The sequence below is a fragment of the Microbacterium sp. genome (assembly GCF_047605725.1).
GTDB lineage: Bacteria > Actinomycetota > Actinomycetes > Actinomycetales > Microbacteriaceae > Microbacterium.
The window spans coordinates 12,673-34,761 of record NZ_JASGFE010000020.1 but is presented as its reverse complement, the minus strand read 5'-3'; the positions used below and the strand labels follow the sequence as shown (position 1 = coordinate 34,761).

Below are 22,089 nucleotides of genomic sequence, written 5' to 3'. Positions count from 1 at the left end.
CGGACTACTTGATGGCCTGCTCGAGGTCAGCGGCCATCTGGGTGATGGCCTCGTCGACGGTCAGCTCGCCCTGCAGTGCGGCGTAGCCGTTCTTCTGGATCGCGAGGCTCACCGCGTTGTAGTTCGGCGTCTGCGGCCGCGGCACGGCGGTCAGCTCCGAGTCCTTGAGCGTCGGCAGGTAGGGCGACACGGCCACCAGGTCGGGGTCGGTGTAGAGGTCGGTGAGCACCGACGCCTGGTTCATGACGCTCACGAGCACGCGCTGCGCCTCCTCCGACTGCATCCACTCGACCCACGCCTTCGCGGTCTCCTTGTTCTTGGAGAAGGCGTTGACGGCCAGGTCGATGCCGCCGAGCGACGAGACGCCGAGTCCGTCCTTGCCGGGCAGCTGCGCCATGCCGAACTTGCCTTTGATCACCGAGTCGTCGGCGCTCGCGGCCGTGTAGACGTAGGGCCAGTTGCGCAGGAACATGAGCTTGCCCTCGAGGAACGCGTTCGCGCTCTCCTGCTCCTTGTAGGTGATCGCGGCCTCGTTGATGTCACCGTTGTCGAACATGTCGACGAGGTGCTGCAGTCCCTCGCGAGCCTCCGGCGAGTCGACGGTGACCTCCGTGCCGTCGTCACTGAGGAACGTGCCGCCGGCCGAGTTGATCGCCTCGGCGACGTTGACGGTGAGGCCCTCGTACTGTGCGAACTGTCCGGCGTAGCAGTCCATGGCGTTCGCCTTCGCGACCTCGCACGCCGCCTCCAGCTCGGCCCACGTCGTCGGCGGGGTCGGCACGAGGTCTGACCGGTAGTACAGCAGGCCGGCGTTGGTCATGAACGGCGCCCCGTACATCTGACCGTCGTAGACGGCGGTCGCCTTCGCGGCCGGGATCACGGCGTCGCCGCCCACCGCGGCCTCGTCGAGGGGCTCCAGCCAGCCGCGTGCGGCGAACTCCGACGTCCAGACGACGTCCATCCAGATCACGTCGTACTTGCCGCTCTTGGCCTGGAAGTCCTGGATGAACGAGTTGCGCTGGTCGTCGGGCGATGCGGACAGCTCCAGGAAGGTCACCTCCTGGTCGGGGTGCTTCTCGTTCCACATGTCGATGAGCTGCGGCATCGCGCCGGTGAGGTCCTTGCCGGACGCGAAGGTGATCGGGCCTGTTCCGCCCTCTTCGGTGGATCCGGACTGCGGCGAGCTGCCGCCGCTGCAGCCGGTGAGCAACGCGAATGCCGTCGCCGCAATCGCCCCCGTGACAAGCCACTTCTTTGTACGCACTGTCTCTCCTCTGAGATCTCGGTCGTCTCGCCGTGCGCGGTGATGCCCCGGCGGACCGTCCGTGCCGGTGGCACGTCCTTGCTCAGCTTGCTAGGGCATAGCTTCGACTGTCAAGTAACCGGTTACTCACAATCGAATAACGATCGGAACCTAGCCGCTTTGATCTGGTCTTTATTGGGTCTTGATTGGTGCGTGCCATACTGTAATCGCTTACTGCGCTGTCATCCGGACAGGAACGCTAGGGTGTATCGTGCCGACGAGAGCGCGGGAGGACCGGTGGGCGTCACTGTCAAGGACATAGCCCTCGTCGCCGGCGTGTCCACGGCGACCGTCTCCCGCGCACTGCGCGGCTTCGAGTCCGTCGCACCCGGCATCCGCGACCACGTCCTGGAGGTCGCCCAGCGCCTGGACTACATCGGGTCGCCGGCCGCGGCGGCGCTGTCCACCGGACGCACCGGCAGCATCGGCATCATCACGCCTTTCGTCGACCGGCTGGCGTTCCAGCGCATGCTGGCCGGCATCGAGCGCGAGCTGCGCCACACCCGCACGGACTTCCTCATCTACTGCACCGGCGACCCGAGCGACCCGCATCCGGTGCCGCCGCATCAGCGTCTGGCTCGTCGTGTCGACGGTTTTCTCGTCCTGTCGCTGAGCGCCCAGAGCCCCGACCTGGAGAAGATCCTCCAGCTGCGCATGCCGATCACGATGTTCGGGTCGCGAGGTCCGTGGACCTCGAGCGTGCAGATCGACGACCGCGCCGGCGCCGCCATCGCCACCGAGCACTTGATCTCCCGCGGGCATCGCCGCATCGCGGCGATCTACGGCCGGGATGCCGAGAGCGTCGCCGTGCTCGAGCACGACCGGCACCTGGGATTCTGCGACGCCATGGATCGTGCCGGGCTCCAGCGCGATCACGAGCTGCTCGTGCCGGGCGAGTACACGATGTCGGGCGGCGCCCGCGCCATGGCACGACTGCTGGACTCCGACGAGCCGCCGACCGCGGTCTTCGCCTTCTCGGACGAGATGGCCTACGGCGCGATCCGCGTCATGGCCGAGCGCGGACTGCAGCCGGGGAAGGACGTCGCGATCATCGGCTACGACGGTCATGAGATGTCCGAGCTGCTCGACCTCAGCACGATCAGCGTGCCGTTCGAGGAGATCGGCGCGACAGCGGCCCGCAGCCTGCTCGAGGACATCCACGGTCGCACGCAGCGGCCGGGCACGACGCTGCTGCCGACGCAGCTCGTCGCGCGCGGCACCACCTGAGGCGCGGACCTCCCCCGGCACAGGCCACTCCCAGACGCGAGTCACTACTCCCAGACGCGAGTCACTGCCCCGGCATCCAGTCACTGCGCTGGAGCACAGTGACTCGGCGGGAAGGCAGTGACTCGGCGGGGCAGGGGGGTGCGACGAGCCCGGGTCCGGACGGGCGTGCGACGAGCCCGGGTCCGGACGGGCGTGCGACGAGCCGGGGTCCGGATCGAGCAGCCGCGGCGCCCTGAACCCGATCAGGCGGGCGCGGCGCCGCGCCCCCAGCGGAACGGCGACACCGTGGGATCGCCGTCGATCCAGAAGCGCCAGGGGAAGGCATCCGTCCCGGCCGCACCGGCCACGCCCACCCGGGGCCCGGTGCGCACCCCGGCCACCGGCGTCTCGCGCAGCAGCAGGTGCGCGACCGCACCGGCGCGGGGCGCGCCCGCGACGGCGTCGATGCCGTCGTGGACCGCGTGGCGCAGCCCGACCGCGTCGCCCAGCCGTCCGGGGCCGCGGGCGAGGTCGCGGGCCGAGCGGGCCGACGGACGGCGCGCGAACGCGGCATCCGCGCCCTCCACCACCTCGCCCGCGCGCAGCAGCACCCCGCCGGCGGTGCCGACCGGACCGCACACGACGTTCACGCACGAGTGGATGCCGTGACTGAGGTACACGTAGAGGCGTCCGGCCTCGCCCCACATCGTGGCATTGCGGGCCGTCGGTCCCATGCGCGCGTGCGACCCGGGATCGGGCACCGCACCTGTGCCGCGGCCGTGGTAGGCCTCGACCTCGGTGATCCGCACCGCGACCGTCGCCCCGTCCACCCGCACCCGCAGCACGCCGCCGAGGAGGATCGGGGCGACCTCGACGGGCAGGCCGTCGAGGTCCTCGCGCGTCGCCTTCACGAGCGCGCTCACGGGCGCGGCGCGCTCTGGCACCAGGAGATGTCGAAGCCCTCCAGCACCGACACCTCCTCGCCCGAGTCCAGCTCGACCACGTGCGTCTCCAGCCGTTCCGGGAGCGGGAGCCGGTAGCCGTCGTAGGGGTTGTCGACGCCGTTCGGGGCGACGAGGAACGCCGCGTACCGACCGCTCGGGGCGACGCACGTGTGCAGCAGCAGGTCGCCGGCGGGCACGCCGAACACGCGTTCGGCCGCCCCCTCGGCGTCGGCGAGGACGACGTCGGTGGAGCGCACGGTGAACCCGTCGAGCTGCGACACCACGCGCAGCGTCCCGCCGTCGGCGAGCGGGGTGACCGCGCCGGGGCTGCCCAGCGCGGCATCCAGCGGTGGCAGCGCGCTCTCCTTCGCCGTGGCGAGATCGACCGCAATGCGCTCGGTCAGCCGCTCGACGACCGCCGAGGTCGACCCGCGCGCGATCCCGTCGATCGCGAGGGCCGTCCCGAGCGCGACCGGCGCGCTCCCGTCGGCGGTCGCGAGGGTGAGCGTGCCGTCGTAGGTCAGCATGAGGAGGCTGTCGGTGCCGGGCACGAACCGCCAGTCGTCGACGCGCGCGTCGCCGCCGGCGATCTCGATGGCGGTGGGCGCGGCCTCCGGGTCGTTCAGGGACGCGATGTACAGCGCGCTCTCCCGGCTCCCGCCGGCGCCGATCGAGGCGTCGGTGAAGGTGTAGCCGACGAGGTTGCCGCGATCGGCGCTCTGCAGGTTCGCGACCGTGCCGTCACCGGGGAGGGTGAGCTCGCGCTCCCCGCTGCCGTCAAGGCGCGTGGTGACCAGCACGGGCCGGTCGCCGTCGAGGGTCTCGATCACGAGGTGCCCGGTGGTGGCGCGGAAGTCCTCGATGTGCGGGTGCGAGTACACCGTCTCGGCGGTGCCGTCGAGACTCGTGCGCACGATCTTGTCGCCGGTGAGAGCGCGCCGCAGCACATAGACCTCCGCCGGCGGCGTCGTGAACGACTCCTCGACGGTCGCGGTGGGGCCGCCGCCGAGCCCGGTGACGTCCTCGATCCGCACGCGGTACTCGGTGTCGTCCCACAGCGGTCGGGAGAAGCGGATGCCGACCGTGCGGCCAGACGTGTCCACGGTGAAGTCGGCGGCCGGGGTGATGGTCACCTGCGACACGTCGACCTCGCGCAGGGACTGCGACGTCGTGAAGATGAGCCGCGATCCGGATGCCGTCGCCGCCGCCACCGGGTCGAGCTGCACGTGCGTGACCCGCGGTCCCTGCGCGGTCGTCAGCGCCGCCCCGCCGAGGGCGAGGACCAGGAGCGCGCCGACCACGATCGCGAACGCGCCGAGGTAGGCGCGCCGGGAGCGCGCCGGTCGATCAGTACTCATACGGGTCCTTCGGCACGTCCACGGACTGCACCGACGTGGCGCGCACCTGGAGGCGCCCGTCGACGTCGCGCACGGTCCCGGTCACGGTCACCCACTGGCCGGTGGCGGGCGCGTCGTCCGCAGCGATCGGGATGCTCGCGGCCTGCGCGTCGATCACGCAGTGCGTGATGACCAGCCGCCCGAGCATGAAGCCGTCGCCGTCGGCCGGAGTCACGAACCCGGTCAGGGTGACCGGGTCGCCGTCGAACGCCTCGGGGTTGGTCGCGGTGGCGAACACGCTTGCCCACTCGCCGATGCCGAACGACGACGTGTCGCCGGTGGCCGCCAGGGCGATGTCGTCGGCGCCCTGGAACAGCGGGGGCGCGCCGGTGTCGCGCGACATCGCCAGCTCGGCCGACAGCGTCGCCGGCGGTACGACCAGGATCGTCGCCACGATCCCGGTCGCGAGCGCGCCGCCGACCGCGCCGGCCAGGGCGGGCAGCCGCGCCGCGCCGCTGTGTCCGTGGTCGCCGTGGTCGTGGTCGTCGTCCTCGTCGCCGTGGTCGTGGCGGTGCCCGTGGTCATGACCGTGGTCGTGGCCGTGATCGGCCTCCGCGCCCAGCGGCAGAGCGAAGCTCGCCACCGCGCCCACGAGCACCACGATCGCCATCGACACCGCGAACCACGACGACTCCGGATTGATGTACAGCCCGATCCGCCCCGTCGCCGCCAGCATCAGCGTGACGGCGGCGAGCCCTGCCGCAAGGCCGACCCCCAGCATCCGCGGCGCCGCCGCACGCACCCTACGCAAGGAGGTTCACCACCCCGCCGAGAGCCACTGCCGCGAGGATCACGACCACCACGAGCCCCGCCAGCACCCCGGTGCGGAAGGTCGTCCGCAGCAGGGCCAGCATCTTCAGGTCCACGAGCGGTCCGACCAGCAGGAACGCCACGAGCGAGCCGGGGGTGAACGCCGAGGCGAACGACAGCGCGAAGAACGCATCGACGTTCGAGCAGATCGACACCACGATCGCCAGCGCGATCATCGCCACGATCGACAGCGCCGGGTTGGACCCGATGGCCAGCAGAGCGTCGCGCGGCACCAGCACCTGCACGGCACCGGCCAGGGCCGATCCGATCACGAGCGCCGGCATGACCGCGCGCAGCTCCACGACGAACTGCGCGAGGCTCCGGCGGCCCCGGTCGGTCGGCTGCGCGTCCACGGGCTCGCACGCCTCCCGGAACCGGTCGGTCACGAGCCCGTCGGGATCGGGATGCCGGCTGTACAACCAGCCCACCAGGTTCGCGATCGCGTAGCCGCCGACCAGGCGGGCCACGAGCACGCCGTCGTCGAACCCGAACGCCTGATGGGTCGTGATGATGACGATCGGGTTGACGATGGGCGCCGCCACGAGGAAGGTCAGCGTCTCAGCGACGCCGAACCCGCGCATCATGAGGCCGCGCGCGAACGGCACGTTCCCGCACTCGCACACCGGGATCAGCATCCCGAGGAGCGAGAGCACCGCCCGGCGGCCCCATGGGTTCTGCGGCATCCACCGTTCGACGGCGCCGGGCGGGATCCACACCTGCACGACGATCGACAGCAGGACTCCGAGCGCGACGAAGGGCATCGACTCGACGAGCACGCTGATGGCCAGGGTGAGCCCGTCCTGCAGTCGCGTGGGCAGCGCGGGACCCGGGGAGACCAGCGCGACTGCGAGCAGTGCCGCCACCACCACGAGCCCGCCGCCGAGCGCGACCAGCGGCACGGCGCGGCTCTCGTCTGCGGAGCGCCGGCCGCCGTGCGCCGCCGCGCGGCGGGAGGAGAGGTCAGCCCTCGTCATCGCCCTCGGCAGCGCAAGCGGGGCAGACCCCGAAGATGTCCACGATGTGCTGGGCGTCGACGAAGCCGTAGGCGGCGGCCGTGCGCACCGCCCACTCCTCGACGTCGTCCGCCTGGATCTCGACGGTCAGTCCGCAGCGACGGCAGATGAGGTGGTGATGGTGCACCGTGGTCGCGCACGCGCGGTAGATCGACTCGCCGTCCGGGCTGTGAAGCTGGTCGGCCTCGCCCGACGAGGCCAGCGTCGCCAGCGCGCGGTAGACGGTGGCCAGGCCGATCCCGGTGTTCTCGGCGCGGAGCGTGGCGTGCAGCTCCTGCGCACTCACGAAGCCCGCGTTCTCGGCGAGGGCCGCGCGCACGCGCTCGCGCTGCCAGGTGTTGCGCTGGGCCATGCGCGGGAGTCTACTCGCGGCGTCTGAGCGTGCGCCGGGACAGGCGGTTCCGGCATCCCCCACCCCCCATCCCCCCACCCGATGGCGACGCCTTTCTGCGACGGCGCCACTTCGCTGCGATGGCGCCACATGTTCGTATGGGCCGAAGCAGGAACCTGTGGCCGTCGCGAGATCGAACGGCGTGCCACACCCGAAACCGGCGCGGACACCACCCCTAACGCGCGAGCGCGCGCTCGACCCTGCCCCGCCGCGACCCGATCGCCCGGCATCCGAGGTAGATCGCGAAGGAGATCGTCGTGATGTACGGGCTCACCGGAAGAGTGCCCATGATCGCCAGCAGGATGCCGCCGACCGCCGACACCACGGCGAACAGCGCCGCCAGCGCGGGCACCGCCACCGGCCCGGACGCCACCCGCATCGCCGCCGCGGCCGGGGTCACCAGCAGGGCCATCACCAGGAGCGCCCCGATGATGTGGACGGCCACCGCGACCACGAGGCCGAGCAGCAGCATGAACACCAGCGAGACGCCCACCGTCGGCACGCCGCGCGCCGCCGCGGACTGGTGGTCGAGCGAGTCGAACCGCAACGGCCGCCACACCAGCAGCAGAGCGACGAGCACGACCGCCGAGATGCCGACCAGCCACCCCAGCTGCGCCGACTGCACCGAGACGATCTGCCCGGTCAGCAGGCTGAAACGGTTCGCGCTGCGCCCGTTGTAGAGGGACAGGAACAGGATGCCCAGCCCCAGCCCGAACGGCATGAGCACCCCGATGATCGAGTTGCGATCACGCGCGCGAGCACCGAGCCACCCGATCAGGGCGGCCGCGATGAGCGAGCCGGCGATCGAACCGGTCACGACGTCCGCTCCGACCAGCAGGGCCGCCGCCGCCCCCGCGAACGACAGCTCGCTGATGCCATGGACAGCGAAGGCCATGTCGCGCTGGATCACGAAGACGCCCACCAGGCCCCCCACCAGACCCAGGATCGCCCCCGCCCACACCGAGTTCGACACCAGGGCGAGGATCGCCGCGTAGTCGGCGACGCCGCCGAACAGGGCGTCGACCACATCCGGCCAGTTCACGTCGCCGCCCCGAGATCGCGCTCGTGGTGGTCGTGGTGATGGGACGAGTCGACGGCATCCGGCGCCCCCACGACCACCAGCCTGCCGCCGGCACGCAGGACGAAGACCGGCGCGCCGTAGAGCGCGCTGAGCGCCTCGGAGGTGAGCACCTCCTCCGGGGTGCCGAGGGTGAAGCGCCCGGCGGCGAGATAGAGGATGCGATCGACCGCGTCGAGGATCGGGTTGATGTCGTGGGTGACCAGCAGCACCGCGGCACCGGTTCTGCGGTGCTCGTCGATCAGGCGCACGACCGCCTGCTGGTTGGCGAGGTCCAGACTCGTGAGCGGCTCGTCGGCCAGCAGCAGCCGCGGATCGTCGGCGAGGGCCTGACCGACGCGCAAGCGCTGCTGCTCTCCCCCGGAGAGCACGCCGACGGGTCGGTCCGCGAAGTCCTCCGCACCGACCGCGCTCAAGAGCGCGTCGACCCGGGCACGGTCGCCCCGGCGCGGGAGAGGCAGCCCGAACCGGTGGCCGTCCACGCCGAGGGCGACCAGATCCCGCCCGCGCATCGCGACCTCGCGCGCGAGCGGGCGGGACTGAGGCAGGTAGCCGATGCGGCGGTTGCCGCGCCCGCGCACCGGCGCGCCCAGGGCGTGGATCGTGCCGGCGCTGAGCTGCTCCAGCCCGAGGATCGCCTGCAGGAGCGTGCTCTTCCCCGAACCGCTGGGCCCGAGGACCGCGATCAGCTCTCCGGGGGCGACGTCGAGGTCGAGTCCGCTCCACAGTTCACGGCCGTCGCGACGGATCGCGGCATCCCTGATCTGGAGCAGACTCACCGGGTCAGCGTACCCGCGAGCTCGTCGATGTTCTGCTGCATCCAGCTCACGTAGGTCTCGCCGTCGGGGATCAGCTCGGTGAACTCGAGCACCGGGATGCCCTGCTCTCCGGCGACCTTGACGACCTCGGTCGTCTCGGCGCCACCGGTCTGGGCGTTGACGATGACGGTTCGGATGTCTCCCGCGGCGAGGATGCCGGTGGCCTCCAGGAGCGTGGCCGGCGGGACGTCCTGCCCCTCCTCGACGGCCTCGCTGAAGGCCTCGGGCGTCGCGTTCACCAGCCCCGCCGCGCCGGTGAGGTAGAGCGGCACCGGCTCGGTGACGAAGATCTTCTCGCCCTCGTGCGCTGCCTTGAGGTCGGCGAGGCCGGTCTCCAGACCCTCGATCTGCGCGGCGAGCGCCGCGGCGTTCTTCTCGTAGGTCTCTGCGTTCGCCTCGTCGAGCTCGCCCAGTTCGTGGCCGATCTCGGTGACGAGCTCGCTCATGGTGTGCGGGTCGTACCAGACGTGCTCGTTGAAGCCCTCGATGTGGTCGTGGCCGTCCTCGTCCGCCTCCTCCGTGGCCTCGGCGTCGTCGGAGTGGTCGTGGTCGTCCTCTCCCGGCCAGTCGGGCGAGAGCTCCGCGGCGGTGAGGACCACGGCATCCGACCCGCTCGATTCGAGCAGCGCGTCGAGGAACGGGTCGTAGCCACCGCCGTTGTCGATCACGAGGTCGGCTTGCGAGATCGCGAGCTGATCCTGGGCGGTCGACTCGTACTCGTGCGGATCCTGCGAGATCGAGGCGATGATCGAGGTCACCTCGACGAGGTCCCCGCCGACCGTGCTCGCGAGGTCGCCGTAGACGTTGGTCGAGGCGACGACCTGGAGCGTGCCGTCGTCGGTGGAGGTGGAGTCGGGAGTCGAGGCCGACGAGCAGCCGGCGATCACGAAGGCGGAGGAGGCGGCGGCGGCGGCGAGCGCGATCGTCGCGAGAGTCTTACGGGTCATGATCCCAGCGTACGTCTAGTGATAATCGTTCTCAAGCTGGCGGGTGACTGGGCCGGAGACCGCCGACCGTGACTCCCTCTCGCGCGTCGCGCGTTCCGCTTACAGGGGCGTTGACGTCACCACGCCCCTTCCGCGCCGTCCAGCAGCCGTTTCGCCCTGTAAGCGGGACGCCGCGACCCCGTGCCCGTCGCCGGGTGCGGCCGCCGGAGCCCGCCCGAGACTCAATCCAGTAGGAGCGCGGGCTCCTCCAGCACCGCGGCCACGTCGCGGATGAACCGGCTCATGCCGTCACCGTCGATGACGCGGTGGTCGAACGAGCCCGAGACCGTCGTGACCCAGCGGGGACGCACCTCGCCGTCGACGACCCAGGGCTTCTGCCGGATCGTTCCCATCGCCACGATCCCGGCCTCGCCGGGGTTGATGATCGGGGTACCGGCGTCCATTCCGAACACACCGATGTTCGTGATGGTGATCGTGCCGTTCTGCTGGTCGGCAGGAGTCGTCTTGCCCTCGCGCGCGGTAAGGGTCAGGCGCTCGAGCGCCTTCGCGAGCTCGCGCATGTTGAGCGTGTGCGCGTCCTTGATGTTGGGAACGAGCAGGCCACGCGGCGTCGCCGCCGCGATACCGAGGTTCACGTACCGGCGCACCCGGATCTCGGCGCCGGTCTCGGTCTCGACCCAGGCCGCGTTCACCATCGGCGTGCGGCGGGCGGCCCAGATCACCGCCCGCGCCATAATGAGCAGCGGCGACACCTTGATGTCGGCGAAGTCGGGCGAGGCCTTCAGCCGCTTGACGAGCTCCATCGTGCGGCTCGCATCGACGTCGGTCCACACCGACACGTGCGGGGCGCTGTAGGCCGAGCCCACCATGGCGGATGCCGTCGCCTTGCGCACGCCCTTGACCGGGATCGTCTCCTCGCGCCCGGCGGCGTCGGGCGCCGGGGCGGGAAGTGCGGCACCGGCGGCGAGCCGTGACGGGCCGTCGGCGACGACGGGGGGCACCGCCGAGGCGGCGACCTCGGGCGCCACGGGGATGGTCTCCTCGCGGACGTCGCCCCACTCCGGCGTCTGGATGTTGCGGAACACGCTCGCCTGCGAGGCGTGGCCCACGACATCCTGGCGCGTGACCTCGCCGGCGGGGCCGGTCGGGGTCACAGCGGCGAGGTCGACGCCGAGATCGCGAGCGAGCTTGCGGATCGGGGGCTTGGCGACCACGCCGACGGATGCCTTGACCGGCCGCTCGGCCGGCTTGCGGCGCCGCGAGGTCACCCCGCCGCCGGTGCCATAGCCCACGAGCACCGCACCGGCACCCTCGGGCTCGGCGGGCTTCTCGCCGTGCGCGGAGAGTCCGGACGAGGCATCCGGAGCGGACGCCGCGCCCGCGATCGTGATGATCGGCGCACCGACCTCGACCGTGTCGCCCTCGGCGGCGAGGAGCTCGCCGACGGTGCCGCTGAACGGCGAGGGCAGCTCGACGAGCGACTTGGCGGTCTCGATCTCCACGAGCACGTCGTTGACGGCGACCGCGTCGCCCGGCGCGACGCGCCACTGCACGATCTCGGCCTCGGTCAGCCCCTCACCGACGTCCGGGAGGTGGAAGGTCTGCGTGCTCATTTCGGTCCTCTCGCGAGTCGCCCCCGACCGCGAGACTCCATCCGTGCACCGAGACTGCAGGCTGGGCACGCAGTCTCGGTGCACCAGTGGAGTCTCGCGGTGGGAGGTGGGGTCATGGGCGGGGGGTGGCGGTAGCAGGGTGGCGGTGGGGCGGTGGGGGGTGGCAGTAGCGGGGGCGGTAGCGGGGGCGGTGGGTGGGTCAGTAGGCGAGGGCGCGGTCGACGGCCTCGAGGATGCGGTCGGCATCGGGCAGGTAGAGGCCCTCCAGCTTGGCGGGCGGGAACGGCACGTCGAAGCCGGACACCCGGAGCACCGGCGCCTCCAGCGCGAAGAACGCGCGCTCCATCACGGTCGCCGCGATCTCGGAGCCGACCGAGACGAACCCCGGCGCCTCCTGCGCGTAGACCATGCGTCCGGTGCGGCGCACCGAGTCGAGGATCGGACCGTAGTCCACCGGCGACAGCGAGCGCAGGTCGATCACCTCGCACGAGGTACCCTCGCCCTCGGCGAGGGCGGCGGCCTGCAGCAGCGTCGTGACCATCGCGCCGTGGCCGACGAGCGTCACGTCGGTGCCGCGCCGCACGAGCCGCGACGCGTGCAGCGGCAGGGCGCGCGCGGAGGTGTCGACCTCGCCCTTCATCCAGTACTTCGCCTTGGGCTCGAGGAAGATCACCGGATCGTTCGAGGCGATGGCATCCTGAATCATCCAGTACGCGTCGTTCGGCGTCGACGGACTCACCACGCGCAGGCCCGGCGTGTGCGCGAAGTACGCCTCCGGGCTCTCCTGGTGATGCTCGACCGCTCCGATATGGCCGCCGTATGGGATGCGGATGACCACCGGCAGGCGGATCGCGCCCTCGTGCCGGTTCGTGAGCTTGGCCAGCTGCGTCGTGATCTGGTCGAACGCCGGGAACACGAACCCGTCGAACTGGATCTCGCACACCGGCCGGAAGCCCGCCATCGCGAGCCCGATCGCCGTACCGACGATGCCGGACTCGGCCAGCGGCGTGTCGAGCACGCGGCGGTCGCCGAACTCGGCCTGCAGCCCCTCGGTGACCCGGAAGACGCCGCCCAGGCGGCCGATGTCCTCGCCCATCAGCAGCACGTGGTCGTCCGCGGCGAGCGCGGCGCGCATGCCGGCGTTCAGCGCCCGGCTGATCGGCATGGTCTGCACCGCGGCGGCGTGCTCGGTCCGGTCACTGCCCATCGGTCGCCTCCCCGAACGAGGCCTCGTACTCAGCCTGCCAGCGCCGCTGGGCGTCGACGAGCGGATGCGGCTCCGAATACACGTGCGCGAACATCATGGACACGTCGAGGTCGCCGAGCGCGTTGGTGCGCACGCGCACGTCGTCGGCGTAGGCGCGGGCCTCGGCATCCACCCCGTCGAAGAAGGCGGATGCCGCGCCCCGGCCCTCCAGGTACGCGCGCATGCGCGCGATCGGATCGCGCCGCGCCCAGCGCTCCTCCTCCTCGGCGGTGCGGTACTTGGTCGGGTCGTCGCTCGTGGTGTGGGCGCCCATGCGGTAGGTGAGCGCCTCGATCGCCCGCGGGCCGTCGCCGGCGCGCGCCTCGTCGAGGGCCGCCTTGGTGACGGCGTAGCTGGCGAGCACGTCGTTGCCGTCCACGCGCAGCGAGGGCATCCCGTACCCCTCGCCGCGGCGCGACAGCGGTGCGCGCGACTGGGTGGCCACCGGCACCGAGATCGCCCAGTGGTTGTTCTGCAGGAAGAACACCTCGGGCGTGCGGTAGCTGTTCGCGAAGACCATGGCCTCGTGCACGTCGCCCTGACTCGACGCGCCGTCGCCGTAGTAGACCACGACGGCCTCGTCGCGGTCGGGGTCGCCGGTGCCGCAGCGGCCGTCGAGGACCATTCCCATGGCCAGGCCCGTCGCGTGCAGCGTCTGGGCGCCGAGCACGAGCGTGTAGAGGTGGACGTTGCCGCGTGCCGGGTCGGTCGGGTCCCAGCCGCCGTGGGTGAGCCCGCGCATGAGCCGGATGATGTCGACGGGGTCGACACCGCGGATCATGCACACGACGTGCTCGCGGTAGGAGGGGAAGAAGTGGTCCTGCGGCCGGGCGGCGCGCGCTGAGCCGACCTGCGCGGCCTCCTGGCCGAGCGACGGCGGCCACAGCGCGAGCTGTCCCTGCCGCTGGAGGTTCGTGGCCTGCTGGTCGAAGGAACGCACGAGCACCATGTCGCGGTAGAGCGTCTCGAGCACGGCGTCGTCGAGCGCGTCGATCAGCGGCAGGTATCGCTCGGCGGCCGGGGTCGGCGCGAACGTGCCGTCGTCGGCGAGCACGCGCACGATCGCCGGATCGGCGGCGTCGGGTGCGTCGGAAGTCGCGGTCATCTTGTTCACGCTACCGCCGGGCGGGGTGCGTCAGAGGGAGGCTCTCGACAACGGATGCCGCGATCGTTATCACCTTGTCCACAGCTTCGGCCTCGCCGACCGAGATGCGCACGCCGTCGCCGGCGAAGGGGCGGACGACGAGTCCCGCGTCGGCGAAGGCCTCGGCGACGGCCAGGGCGTGCTCGCCGGCGGGGAGCCACACGAAATTGCCCTGAGCGTCGGGCACGTTCCAGCCTGCGGTGCGGAGCCCCGCGACCAGCCGCTCGCGACGCGCGACGAGCTCGTCGATGCGCTCGCGCAGCGCGCCTTCGGCGTCGAGGCTCGCCAGGGCCGCCTCTTCGGCGGCCGCGGTGACCGACAGCGGGATGCCGGCCGACCGCGCCGCGTCGAGGATGCGCGGGTGGCCCACCGCGTAGCCCACGCGCAGGCCCGCCAGGCCGAACGCCTTCGAGAAGGTGCGCAGGATCACGACGTTGTCGTGCCCGGCCGCCAGCACCGCCTCGCCGCGGACGGCGTCTGCGGCGGTGACGAACTCGGCGTATGCCTCGTCGAGAATGATGATCACGTCACGCGGGACCGCGGCGACGAGGGCGTCGAACTCGGCCTGCGCGACCGCCGGGCCGGTCGGGTTGTTGGGGCTGCAGACGATGACCAGGCGGGTGCGCTCGGTGACGGCATCCGCCATCGCGACCAGGTCGTGCCGCCCGTCCGCGGTCAGCGGCACCGTGACCGTCGTGGCCCCGGCCACGACCGCCAGCCCCGGGTAGGCCTCGAACGAGCGCCACGCGAACACGATCTCGTCGCCGGGTCCCGCGGCCGCCTGGGCGAGCTGGTACAGGATCGACACCGATCCGGCGGCGACGTGGATGCTCTCGGCCTCGACACCGTGTCGCGCGGCCAGGCGGTCGCGCAGGCGCGCGGCCGAGGCATCCGGATAGCGGTTGAACGAGGTCGCGCCCTGCACGGCCGCGATGACGCCGGGCAGCGGGTCGAACGGGTTCTCGTTGCTGGAGAGCTTGAAGGCGTCGGCGCCGGCGGCGCGGCCCTGCCGGTAGGCCGGGAGCGCCGCGATCTCGGGACGGATGCGCACGGGGAGGTCGGTCACCCGACGAGTCTACGAAGCCCGCCCCCCGCGCGGGGTTCTGCCCCGCCGCGACCGCGCCACCCGTTCCCGATCGCCCACCCAGGAGCATTATGTACTACAATTCTGTGGTACATAACGGGGAGACGGCGAGGTCGTGCATGCAGATCCGAGTGCATCCGCGGATTGCCGCGAAGCGTCCAGCGATCACGGATGCCGACGTCGTAGCCGCGGTCGAGGGAGCCTTGAGATCTCGTCCGCGGGACACGGATCCCGTGCACTGGGTCGGCGTCGGCATGGACTCGAACGGACGATTGCTCGAGTTCATCGCCGTCGAAGAGGAGGCGGATGCGTGGCTGGTGTTTCACGCGATGCCCGCCACCAAGAAGGTGCTTCACGAGGTAGGGCTAGGGAGGTAATCACAATGAGCGAGCACACCGCGGTGAACGGAACGCCGTTCACCGATGACGACATCGAGCGCTGGGCCGCCGAAGCGGAGTCCGAGCGGGGCTACACGGGCCATCACCTCGGCCCTGCGGTGCCCGGCCGACCGATCAGCGTAGGGGCTCAGGCCCGGCCGTTCACCTTGCGGCTCGATGCCGCTCGCCGAGCAAAGCTCGACGAGGTCGCGCACGAGCGTCAGGTCACACCGTCGCAACTCATGCGCGAGCTCATCGACAACCTATGAGCTCGGGCGAGCCCGCTGGTACCGGCTCCTGGCATCCCCCGGCGACGACGCTCTTCTGCGCCGGCACGTGACAGTCGTGCGAGACTGAGAGCCCATGCGCCTTCTCATCCGTGCCGTCGTCAACGCGTTCGCGATCTGGGTCGTCACCCTGATCCCGGCGCTGCAGGTGTCGGTGGTCGCCTTCGACCCGGGCGAGACGCTGCAGCTGGTGCTCACCCTCCTGGCCGTGGCCGCCGTGTTCGCGATCGTCAACACGATCGTCGGCGGCGTCATCCGCGTCGTCGCCTTCCCGATCTACATCCTGACGCTCGGGCTCATCTCGCTCGTCGTGAACGGGTTCCTCCTGTGGCTCACGGCATGGCTCACGCACTGGTGGAGCTGGGGGCTGCGCGTCGAGAGCTTCTGGCTCGGGGTCGTCGCAGCCCTTCTCATCTCGCTGATCAACTGGGTCTTCGGCATCCTGCTGCGCCCGCAGCGGCGCAAGCGCGACTGAGCACTCGACACCCCGCCGCCTGCGACCCCGCCGCTGCCGCCGCCCCCCCGCCGCCTGCGACCCGCCGCTGCCGCCGCCTCCGAGGCTCGCGAAACCTCGCGTTTGCAACGTTTTCACGCCGAAACCGGTGCAGACGGGAGGTCTCGCGAGAGCGCGCGCCGCTTCAGCGGCCGCGGTAGGCCACCGACGCCGACTGATGGTCACTCCGCACGGGCTCGCTCCGCACGGGCTCGCTCTGCGCGGGCTCGACGCGCTCGGCGGCGAACTCGGTGCTCTCCACGGATGCCGCCTCCCCGAGCGAGCGGATCACCCCGCGCACCGCGTCCATGCGCGGGTCGGCCGAGGCATCGAGCATGCCGGCCGTCTCTGCGTAGCGCTCCAGCCGATGCGCGCGGAACGGGTCGATCACGTCCACCACCCCGCCGACCGGGTCGCCGAGCCGCTCGGCCACGAAGCTCCCCGGGGCTCCCACTCCGGCGGGGAAGCCCTCGCCGACCAGGGCGGCGACCGGGTCGTCGCTGTGCCGCAGCGCGACGCTCAGCGTGCCGGAGCCGACGTCGACGGTCACCGGAGAGCCGAACGTCACGAGCGTATCGACCGAGAACTCCCCCTCGAGCGCCAGGCGCGCCGCGATCATGCCGCCCTGCGAATAGCCGAACGCGTGCACGGTGTCACCGGAGTCCGCCCCCGCCGCGCGCAGCGCCTCGACGGTCGCCTGGTACGACGCCGACCGCTCGCCCGAATACAGCTCCACGTTCGAGGAGAGGTCCCACGGTTCCGTCGCGCTCGGACCGATGGACCGGGTGCCCGCCACGTACACGGCGAACTGCCGCGTCCCGTCTGCCATCGTGTACCGCTCCACGCGCACGCGACCCTCCCCGGTGTGCGGCACCCGCGTCGCCGCGGCCGCGAGGCCGGCCGGAGCGGCGGCGGCGGCATCCGCCCCTTCGGCCACCGGCTGCACGCGGACCGCCGGCGGCGCACCGTGCAGGCGCGCGGATGCCGCGACCGTTCCCCGGCCCATCCGCTCGACCGCGACCAGCCCGACGATCCCCGCCTCCACGGCGGCGGCTCCCAGCGGCGCCAGCGGCGGCGCCTGCGCCCACTGCGCGACCAGGTCGCCCCGGCGGTCGAGGAAGTCGTCGCCCCCGAGCGGCAGGGCCGGGGCGTCGGACGGCGTCGTCAGGCGCAGCGCCGCGAGGCGGCCGCCGAGCAGCCGCGCGAGGCCCTCGTCGCCGGCAGCCAGCGCGGCGGCGCGCGCGGCCTCGAGCTCGACTCGCTCGTACGCGGCCGCGGCGGCGCTGAGCCCGCCGGCGAGCCGCTCGGCCTCGGCCCGGGCCCGATCGCCGACCACGGCGAGAGCGCGCGCCCGCGCCGCGATCCCGCCGTCGTCCCACGTCAAGGCGGCCCCGAGCGCACCGCCGAGCGCCCCGGCGAGCAGCTCCAGTTCGCCGGCGACGCGCGCGCACGCCACGGCCGCGCCGGCGAAGCCCGTCGCGGCCTGCCGTACGCTCTCGGTGTCGACGAGGGTGGCGCCGCCCCGACTCACCTGAAGGTCGTCGTTCATCCGCCGACCGCGACCAGCATCGATCGCGCCCGCGCGATGTCGAGGTCGTCGCGCAGCAGCTCCAGCTGCGCGCATGCCTGATCGAGCTGCTCGATCCACGCGCCCACCGCGGCACGGAAGGCGTCGGCGCCGCTGGAGCGCCACGCCGTCTGGTCCGCGAGGGCCGCCGCGAGGCGCCGGATGCCGGCCAGTTCGGCGCGCACGGCATCCACCCGCACCAGCGTGCGTTCGAGCAGGGCGAGGCTGTCCACGTCACGATCCTGCGCCGTCCGCCACCGCCGTGGGAGCCGGAGCGGCCGATCGGTGGACAGTCTGCGCAGATCCACCCCTGTGCAGGAGGCCCCGCGTCACGCACAATGGGGGGATGTGCGCGCGCGTGGAGCCCTTTCGCGTGATGTTCGTCTGCACCGGGAACATCTGCCGCTCCCCCATGGCCGAGGTGGTGCTGCGCCGCATCGCGGAACAGGCCGGCCTGGGCGAACGGCTCGAGGCCTCCAGCTCGGGACTCGGCGACTGGCACGTCGGGGAGTGCGCCGACGCGCGCGCCCTCACCGCCCTGCAGCGGCGCGGCTACGACGGCTCCCGGCACCGGGCGCGCCAGTTCGCGGTCTCGGACTTCGACCGCCACGACCTCGTGGTCGCGCTGGACCGCTCCCACGAACGCGCCCTCACCGTGCAGGCACGCGGCGCGGCTCACGCGGACAAGATCGTGCTGCTGCTCTCGTTCGATCCCGAGGCCGGCGACGGTCTCGACGTCCCCGACCCGTACTACTACGACAGCGGCACGATGTTCGACCACGTGCTCGCTATGATCGAACGAGCCAGTCGAGCACTGTTCGGCCAGCTCGAGCCCGCCCTCCGCCAGCCCCGCTGAGCCGGTCGCCTCGGCGCCCTCGGGGCTCGCGCACGCGAGGGCTCCCCTGCGATCGGAGTACCGTGACCTCCCTGCCCCCCCAGCCACTGAGCCCCCTCGACGGCCGCTACCGCGCCGCTGTGGGCGCCCTCGCCGATCACCTGTCCGAGGCCGGGCTGAACCGCGCCCGCGTCGAGGTGGAGGTCGAGTGGATCATCGCGCTCACCGACCGGTCGCTGTTCGGCTCGGCGCCGCTCTCCGACACCGACAAGGAGTCGCTGCGCAGGCTGTACCGCGACTTCGGGCAGGCCGAGATCGACTGGCTCGCGGCGACCGAGGCCGTCACTCGCCACGACGTCAAGGCCGTCGAGTACCTCGTGCGCGACCGCCTGTCGGCCCTGGGGCTGGACGCGCTCGCCGAGCTCACCCACTTCGCGTGCACGAGCGAGGACGTCAACTCGGCCGCCTACGCCCTCACCGTCAAGCGCGCCGTCGAGGACGTGTGGCTGCCGAAGCTGCACGCCGTGATCGACGCGCTCCGCGCGCTCGCGATCGAGCACCGGGATGCCGCGATGCTCTCCCGCACGCACGGCCAGCCCGCGACGCCGTCGACGATGGGCAAGGAGCTCGGTGTCTTCGCGTGGCGCCTCGCGCGCATCGCGCGGCAGCTGGACAGCGGCGAGTACCTCGCCAAGTTCTCCGGTGCGACCGGCACGTGGTCGGCGCACCTGGCCGCGGACCCCGCCGTGGACTGGCCCGCGCTGTCGCGGGAGTTCATCGAGGGCCTCGGTCTCGGCTTCAACGTCCTCACGACGCAGATCGAGTCGCACGATTGGCAGGTCGAGCTGTACGACCGCGTGCGTCACGCCGGCGGCATCCTGCACAACCTCGCCACGGATGTGTGGACCTACATCTCCCTGGGCATGTTCGCGCAGATCCCGGTGGCCGGCGCGACCGGGTCTTCGACCATGCCGCACAAGATCAACCCGATCCGCTTCGAGAACGCCGAGGCGAACCTGGAGATCGCGGGCGCCCTGTTCGCGACGCTGTCATCGACCCTCGTCACGTCGCGCCTGCAGCGCGACCTCACCGACTCGACGACGCAGCGCAACATCGGCGTCGCGTTCGGGCACTCGCTGCTGGCCCTGGACAACCTGCAGCGGGGCCTCGGCGAGATCTCGCTGGCGCGCGACGTGCTGCTGGCCGACCTCGACGCGAACTGGGAGGTGCTCGCCGAGGCGATCCAGACCGTCGTGCGCGCCGAGATCGTCGCGGGCCGTTCTGCCATCACCGACCCGTACGCGCTGCTGAAGGATCTCACGCGCGGCCGCCGTGTCGGCGGGGCGGAGCTCGCCGAGTTCGTCCGGGGGCTCGACATCGGGGATGCCGCGAAGGAGCGCCTGCTCGCCCTGACCCCGGCGACCTACACGGGCCTGGCCGACCGGCTCGTCGACGAGCTCGGCTGAGCCGCTGCCCTCACCCACCCCCGGGGTCTCTGGTGCGGCCCTGGCCGTCCGTCGAGTCACTGCTCGCGTGTCGAGTCACTGCGCTGGAGCACAGTGACTCGAGGTCAAGACAGTGACTCGGGTGCAAGCACAGTGACTCGGGTGCGAGCCGGGTGGAGCCGGGTGCGCGGAGCGGCGCCCGGAGCGGCGCCCACTCCCAGCATCCTCTCGGTTGTCGTTTCGCGACAGATATGCAACGTTTATCGATAGATTCTGACTGTCTATCGATAGGCGACCCATGCAACACGCGACGATCGTCCTCCTCAAGACTCTCCTGGCGGTGCTGATCGCCCTGATCCTGGTCTGCCAGGTGGTGATCGTGCCGGCCGTCGCGGCGCAGTCCGCCTGGCGGTACCGCGAGATCGCCTATCTGCAGGTGCCCGGCGTCGTCATCGGCATCCTCTTCCTCGTCTGCGTGCAGGTCGTGCTCGTGTGCGTGTGGCGGCTGCTGTCGCTCGTGCGGGCGGATGCCATCTTCCGCCGGTCCGCCTTTCCCTGGGTGGACGTGAGCCTGTCCGCGGTCGGGTTTGCGACCGTGCTCGTGGTCGTGACGCTCGTGACCCTCCTCGCGGTGGGTGTGCAGAACGGATCGATCTCGCTGCTGTGCACGCTCGGGATCGTGGTCGGGTCCGGCCTGTCGCTGCTTATCGTGGTGCTGCGCGGGCTCCTGCGCAAAGCATCGCAGCTCGAGCACGACCTCTCGGAGGTGGTGTGATGCCGATCGTCATCAACCTCGACGTCGAGCTCGCCAAGCGCAAGATGTCGGTCAACGACTTCGCCGCCGCGATCGACATCACTCCGGTCAACGTGTCGGTGCTCAAGAACGGCCGCGCCAAGGCCATCCGGTTCACGACCCTCGACGCGATCTGCCGCGTGCTGCAATGCCAGCCCGGAGACATCCTCGTGTGGGTGCCCGACGACGAGGCGGCCGAGCTCGACACGATCGATGCAGCGGTCGTGCCATGACGCCGGCCTCCGTCGCCGCTCGCTTGCGCGACCTCGCCTAGGGCGACTCGTCGCGCCGTTCGGCGTCGGCCTGCCCGGGGGCAGGGTCCTCGTCGGGAAGCAGCACCGGTCGGTCGACCTGCTTGACGATCTGGGCCGGGTCGACGACGAGCATGAGCAGCGCGATGATCACGAGGGTGGCGATGAACGCGATGCCCGCCGCCACGAGCGCCACCACGATCGCCCGCTGGATCTCGTCCGCGGGGTGCGCCTGGAACGCCCCCATCGAGACCGCGGTGACCACGCCGACGAACACGGCGGCCGCGAAGGCGAGCCCGAGCAGCTGCACGGGCTTCATGAGGTCGCGACGCGTGGGTCGCCGATCGGTCACGCGGCGCCGCCCGAGCCGACCACCGAGGCTGTGGCGGCGTCCGGGCCGGCTGCGGGACGCCGCGGCGAGAAGCCCGCGATCGCGAGGAACACCGCGACGACCGCCGCGTAGCCCCCGAAGACGCCGACGGCGATCGCGATGCCGGTGAGGGTGAACTCCCCCGCCTCCTCGATCGCGTAGTGCAGCGCATATCCGGGCGAGACGAACAGGAGGGCCACGCCCAGCACGATCGTGAGCACGCCGATCAAGACGGCATCCCGCGTGTGCTCGTCGCGCCGTACAAGGCCGGCGACGACCTCCACGACGCCGCTGACGACCGCCCAGACGATCACGAGCGAGAAGAACAGTCCGATCGATCGCAAGCCCGGAAAGCTCGCGATCAGCCCCGCGACGAGCGTCACCGACCCGAGCAGGACCGCCGGCCACCGCGGCGCGACCGGACGCACCCGAGCCGCGAGCAGCACCACCACGCCGGTCGCGATCGCGAACCCGCTGAAGACCGCGAGCCCGACCCCGGCGGAGTGGTCGGGCGAGAACGTGATCGTCACCGCCGCGAGCGCTGCGAGGAGGGCGCGCGCGAGCTGCACATGGCGCACCTCGAAGGCGCGGGCAGCGGTCTCGGACACGACGAAGCTCTCACACACGGCGGATGGGATGCCACGAGTCTAGACCGTCCGCACGGCCCCGCCTGGGCC

General features: G+C 71.7%; 24 protein-coding genes. 7 read left to right on the top strand and 17 right to left on the bottom strand.

Annotation, left to right across the window (positions count from 1 at the left end; all coding sequences use genetic code 11):
* Positions 1 to 4: 4 nt before the first annotated feature.
* Positions 5 to 1,264 (bottom strand): ABC transporter substrate-binding protein, encoded by a 1,260-nt coding sequence (locus QM641_RS06225; protein ID WP_415114551.1) that lies wholly within the window; start codon positions 1,262 to 1,264, stop codon positions 5 to 7.
* Positions 1,265 to 1,507: 243 nt separating this feature from the next.
* Here QM641_RS06225 and QM641_RS06220 point away from each other — a divergent pair, with 243 nt between their 5' ends.
* Positions 1,508 to 2,530, top strand: coding sequence for a LacI family DNA-binding transcriptional regulator (locus tag QM641_RS06220; RefSeq protein ID WP_415114549.1), 1,023 nt, complete (start codon positions 1,508 to 1,510; stop codon positions 2,528 to 2,530).
* A gap of 242 nt (positions 2,531 to 2,772) precedes the next feature.
* Here QM641_RS06220 and QM641_RS06215 read toward each other — a convergent pair whose 3' ends face one another.
* From QM641_RS06215 to QM641_RS06160, 12 genes are all read right to left on the bottom strand, one after another.
* Positions 2,773 to 3,453 (bottom strand): DNA-3-methyladenine glycosylase, encoded by a 681-nt coding sequence (locus tag QM641_RS06215; RefSeq protein ID WP_415114547.1) that lies wholly within the window; start codon positions 3,451 to 3,453, stop codon positions 2,773 to 2,775.
* The gene (locus tag QM641_RS06210; RefSeq protein ID WP_415114545.1) at positions 3,429 to 4,811 is read right to left on the bottom strand and encodes a hypothetical protein; all 1,383 of its coding nucleotides are present in this window, start codon (positions 4,809 to 4,811) and stop codon (positions 3,429 to 3,431) included. Before QM641_RS06210 ends, QM641_RS06215 begins: the two co-directional genes overlap by 25 nt.
* Positions 4,801 to 5,571, bottom strand: a complete 771-nt coding sequence (locus QM641_RS06205; protein ID WP_415114572.1) for a TIGR03943 family putative permease subunit — start codon at positions 5,569 to 5,571, stop codon at positions 4,801 to 4,803. Before QM641_RS06205 ends, QM641_RS06210 begins: the two co-directional genes overlap by 11 nt.
* A gap of 22 nt (positions 5,572 to 5,593) precedes the next feature.
* Positions 5,594 to 6,634: a permease gene (locus tag QM641_RS06200; protein WP_415114543.1), complete on the bottom strand. Its 1,041-nt coding sequence runs from the start codon at positions 6,632 to 6,634 to the stop codon at positions 5,594 to 5,596.
* Positions 6,621 to 7,025, bottom strand: coding sequence for a Fur family transcriptional regulator (locus QM641_RS06195; RefSeq protein WP_415114541.1), 405 nt, complete (start codon positions 7,023 to 7,025; stop codon positions 6,621 to 6,623). Before QM641_RS06195 ends, QM641_RS06200 begins: the two co-directional genes overlap by 14 nt.
* A gap of 214 nt (positions 7,026 to 7,239) precedes the next feature.
* On the bottom strand, positions 7,240 to 8,106 hold the full coding sequence (locus QM641_RS06190) for a metal ABC transporter permease (protein WP_415114539.1): 867 nt from the start codon (positions 8,104 to 8,106) through the stop codon (positions 7,240 to 7,242).
* Positions 8,103 to 8,921, bottom strand: a complete 819-nt coding sequence (locus QM641_RS06185; RefSeq protein WP_415114537.1) for a metal ABC transporter ATP-binding protein — start codon at positions 8,919 to 8,921, stop codon at positions 8,103 to 8,105. The genes QM641_RS06190 and QM641_RS06185 overlap by 4 nt, the downstream gene beginning before the upstream one ends.
* Positions 8,918 to 9,907, bottom strand: a complete 990-nt coding sequence (locus QM641_RS06180; RefSeq protein WP_415114535.1) for a metal ABC transporter solute-binding protein, Zn/Mn family — start codon at positions 9,905 to 9,907, stop codon at positions 8,918 to 8,920. The genes QM641_RS06185 and QM641_RS06180 overlap by 4 nt, the downstream gene beginning before the upstream one ends.
* A gap of 221 nt (positions 9,908 to 10,128) precedes the next feature.
* Positions 10,129 to 11,520, bottom strand: a complete 1,392-nt coding sequence (locus QM641_RS06175; protein ID WP_415114533.1) for a dihydrolipoamide acetyltransferase family protein — start codon at positions 11,518 to 11,520, stop codon at positions 10,129 to 10,131.
* Positions 11,521 to 11,719: 199 nt separating this feature from the next.
* Positions 11,720 to 12,727: an alpha-ketoacid dehydrogenase subunit beta gene (locus tag QM641_RS06170; RefSeq protein WP_415114531.1), complete on the bottom strand. Its 1,008-nt coding sequence runs from the start codon at positions 12,725 to 12,727 to the stop codon at positions 11,720 to 11,722.
* Complete coding sequence (locus tag QM641_RS06165) at positions 12,717 to 13,871, bottom strand: thiamine pyrophosphate-dependent dehydrogenase E1 component subunit alpha (RefSeq protein WP_415114529.1); 1,155 nt, start codon at positions 13,869 to 13,871, stop codon at positions 12,717 to 12,719. The genes QM641_RS06170 and QM641_RS06165 overlap by 11 nt, the downstream gene beginning before the upstream one ends.
* Positions 13,872 to 13,881: 10 nt before the next feature.
* Positions 13,882 to 14,976 (bottom strand): histidinol-phosphate transaminase, encoded by a 1,095-nt coding sequence (locus tag QM641_RS06160; RefSeq protein WP_415114527.1) that lies wholly within the window; start codon positions 14,974 to 14,976, stop codon positions 13,882 to 13,884.
* Positions 14,977 to 15,376: 400 nt separating this feature from the next.
* Here QM641_RS06160 and QM641_RS06155 point away from each other — a divergent pair, with 400 nt between their 5' ends.
* Together QM641_RS06155 and QM641_RS06150 are read left to right on the top strand one after the other, a co-directional pair.
* Entirely contained in the window at positions 15,377 to 15,640 is a 264-nt protein-coding gene (locus QM641_RS06155; RefSeq protein ID WP_415114525.1) for a CopG family transcriptional regulator, read from the top strand.
* Positions 15,641 to 15,734: 94 nt separating this feature from the next.
* Positions 15,735 to 16,133 carry a phage holin family protein gene (locus QM641_RS06150; protein WP_415114523.1) on the top strand — a complete coding sequence of 133 codons (399 nt, stop codon included), beginning with the start codon at positions 15,735 to 15,737 and terminating at the stop codon, positions 16,131 to 16,133.
* Positions 16,134 to 16,296: 163 nt separating this feature from the next.
* Here QM641_RS06150 and QM641_RS06145 read toward each other — a convergent pair whose 3' ends face one another.
* Positions 16,297 to 17,700 carry a hypothetical protein gene (locus tag QM641_RS06145; RefSeq protein ID WP_415114521.1) on the bottom strand — a complete coding sequence of 468 codons (1,404 nt, stop codon included), beginning with the start codon at positions 17,698 to 17,700 and terminating at the stop codon, positions 16,297 to 16,299.
* Entirely contained in the window at positions 17,697 to 17,951 is a 255-nt protein-coding gene (locus QM641_RS06140) for a hypothetical protein (protein ID WP_415114519.1), read from the bottom strand. Before QM641_RS06140 ends, QM641_RS06145 begins: the two co-directional genes overlap by 4 nt.
* Before the next feature lie 113 nt (positions 17,952 to 18,064).
* On the opposite strand from QM641_RS06140, the gene QM641_RS06135 reads away from it, so the two are divergent.
* The 4 genes from QM641_RS06135 to QM641_RS06120 all read left to right on the top strand — a co-directional run bounded on the left by QM641_RS06135 (position 18,065) and on the right by QM641_RS06120 (position 21,024).
* On the top strand, positions 18,065 to 18,574 hold the full coding sequence (locus tag QM641_RS06135; RefSeq protein ID WP_415114517.1) for a low molecular weight protein-tyrosine-phosphatase: 510 nt from the start codon (positions 18,065 to 18,067) through the stop codon (positions 18,572 to 18,574).
* Positions 18,575 to 18,636: 62 nt separating this feature from the next.
* Positions 18,637 to 20,019, top strand: a complete 1,383-nt coding sequence (gene purB / locus QM641_RS06130; RefSeq protein ID WP_415114515.1) for an adenylosuccinate lyase — start codon at positions 18,637 to 18,639, stop codon at positions 20,017 to 20,019.
* A gap of 277 nt (positions 20,020 to 20,296) precedes the next feature.
* Positions 20,297 to 20,773 (top strand): DUF2975 domain-containing protein, encoded by a 477-nt coding sequence (locus QM641_RS06125; protein WP_415114513.1) that lies wholly within the window; start codon positions 20,297 to 20,299, stop codon positions 20,771 to 20,773.
* A complete protein-coding gene (locus QM641_RS06120) occupies positions 20,773 to 21,024 on the top strand; it encodes a helix-turn-helix domain-containing protein (RefSeq protein WP_415114511.1) in 252 nt (83 codons plus the stop codon). Before QM641_RS06125 ends, QM641_RS06120 begins: the two co-directional genes overlap by 1 nt.
* 37 nt (positions 21,025 to 21,061) lie before the next feature.
* Here QM641_RS06120 and QM641_RS06115 read toward each other — a convergent pair whose 3' ends face one another.
* On the bottom strand, positions 21,062 to 21,394 hold the full coding sequence (locus tag QM641_RS06115; RefSeq protein ID WP_415114509.1) for an amino acid transporter: 333 nt from the start codon (positions 21,392 to 21,394) through the stop codon (positions 21,062 to 21,064).
* A complete protein-coding gene (locus QM641_RS06110) occupies positions 21,391 to 22,020 on the bottom strand; it encodes a DUF308 domain-containing protein (protein ID WP_415114507.1) in 630 nt (209 codons plus the stop codon). The genes QM641_RS06115 and QM641_RS06110 overlap by 4 nt, the downstream gene beginning before the upstream one ends.
* Positions 22,021 to 22,089: the final 69 nt, after the last annotated feature.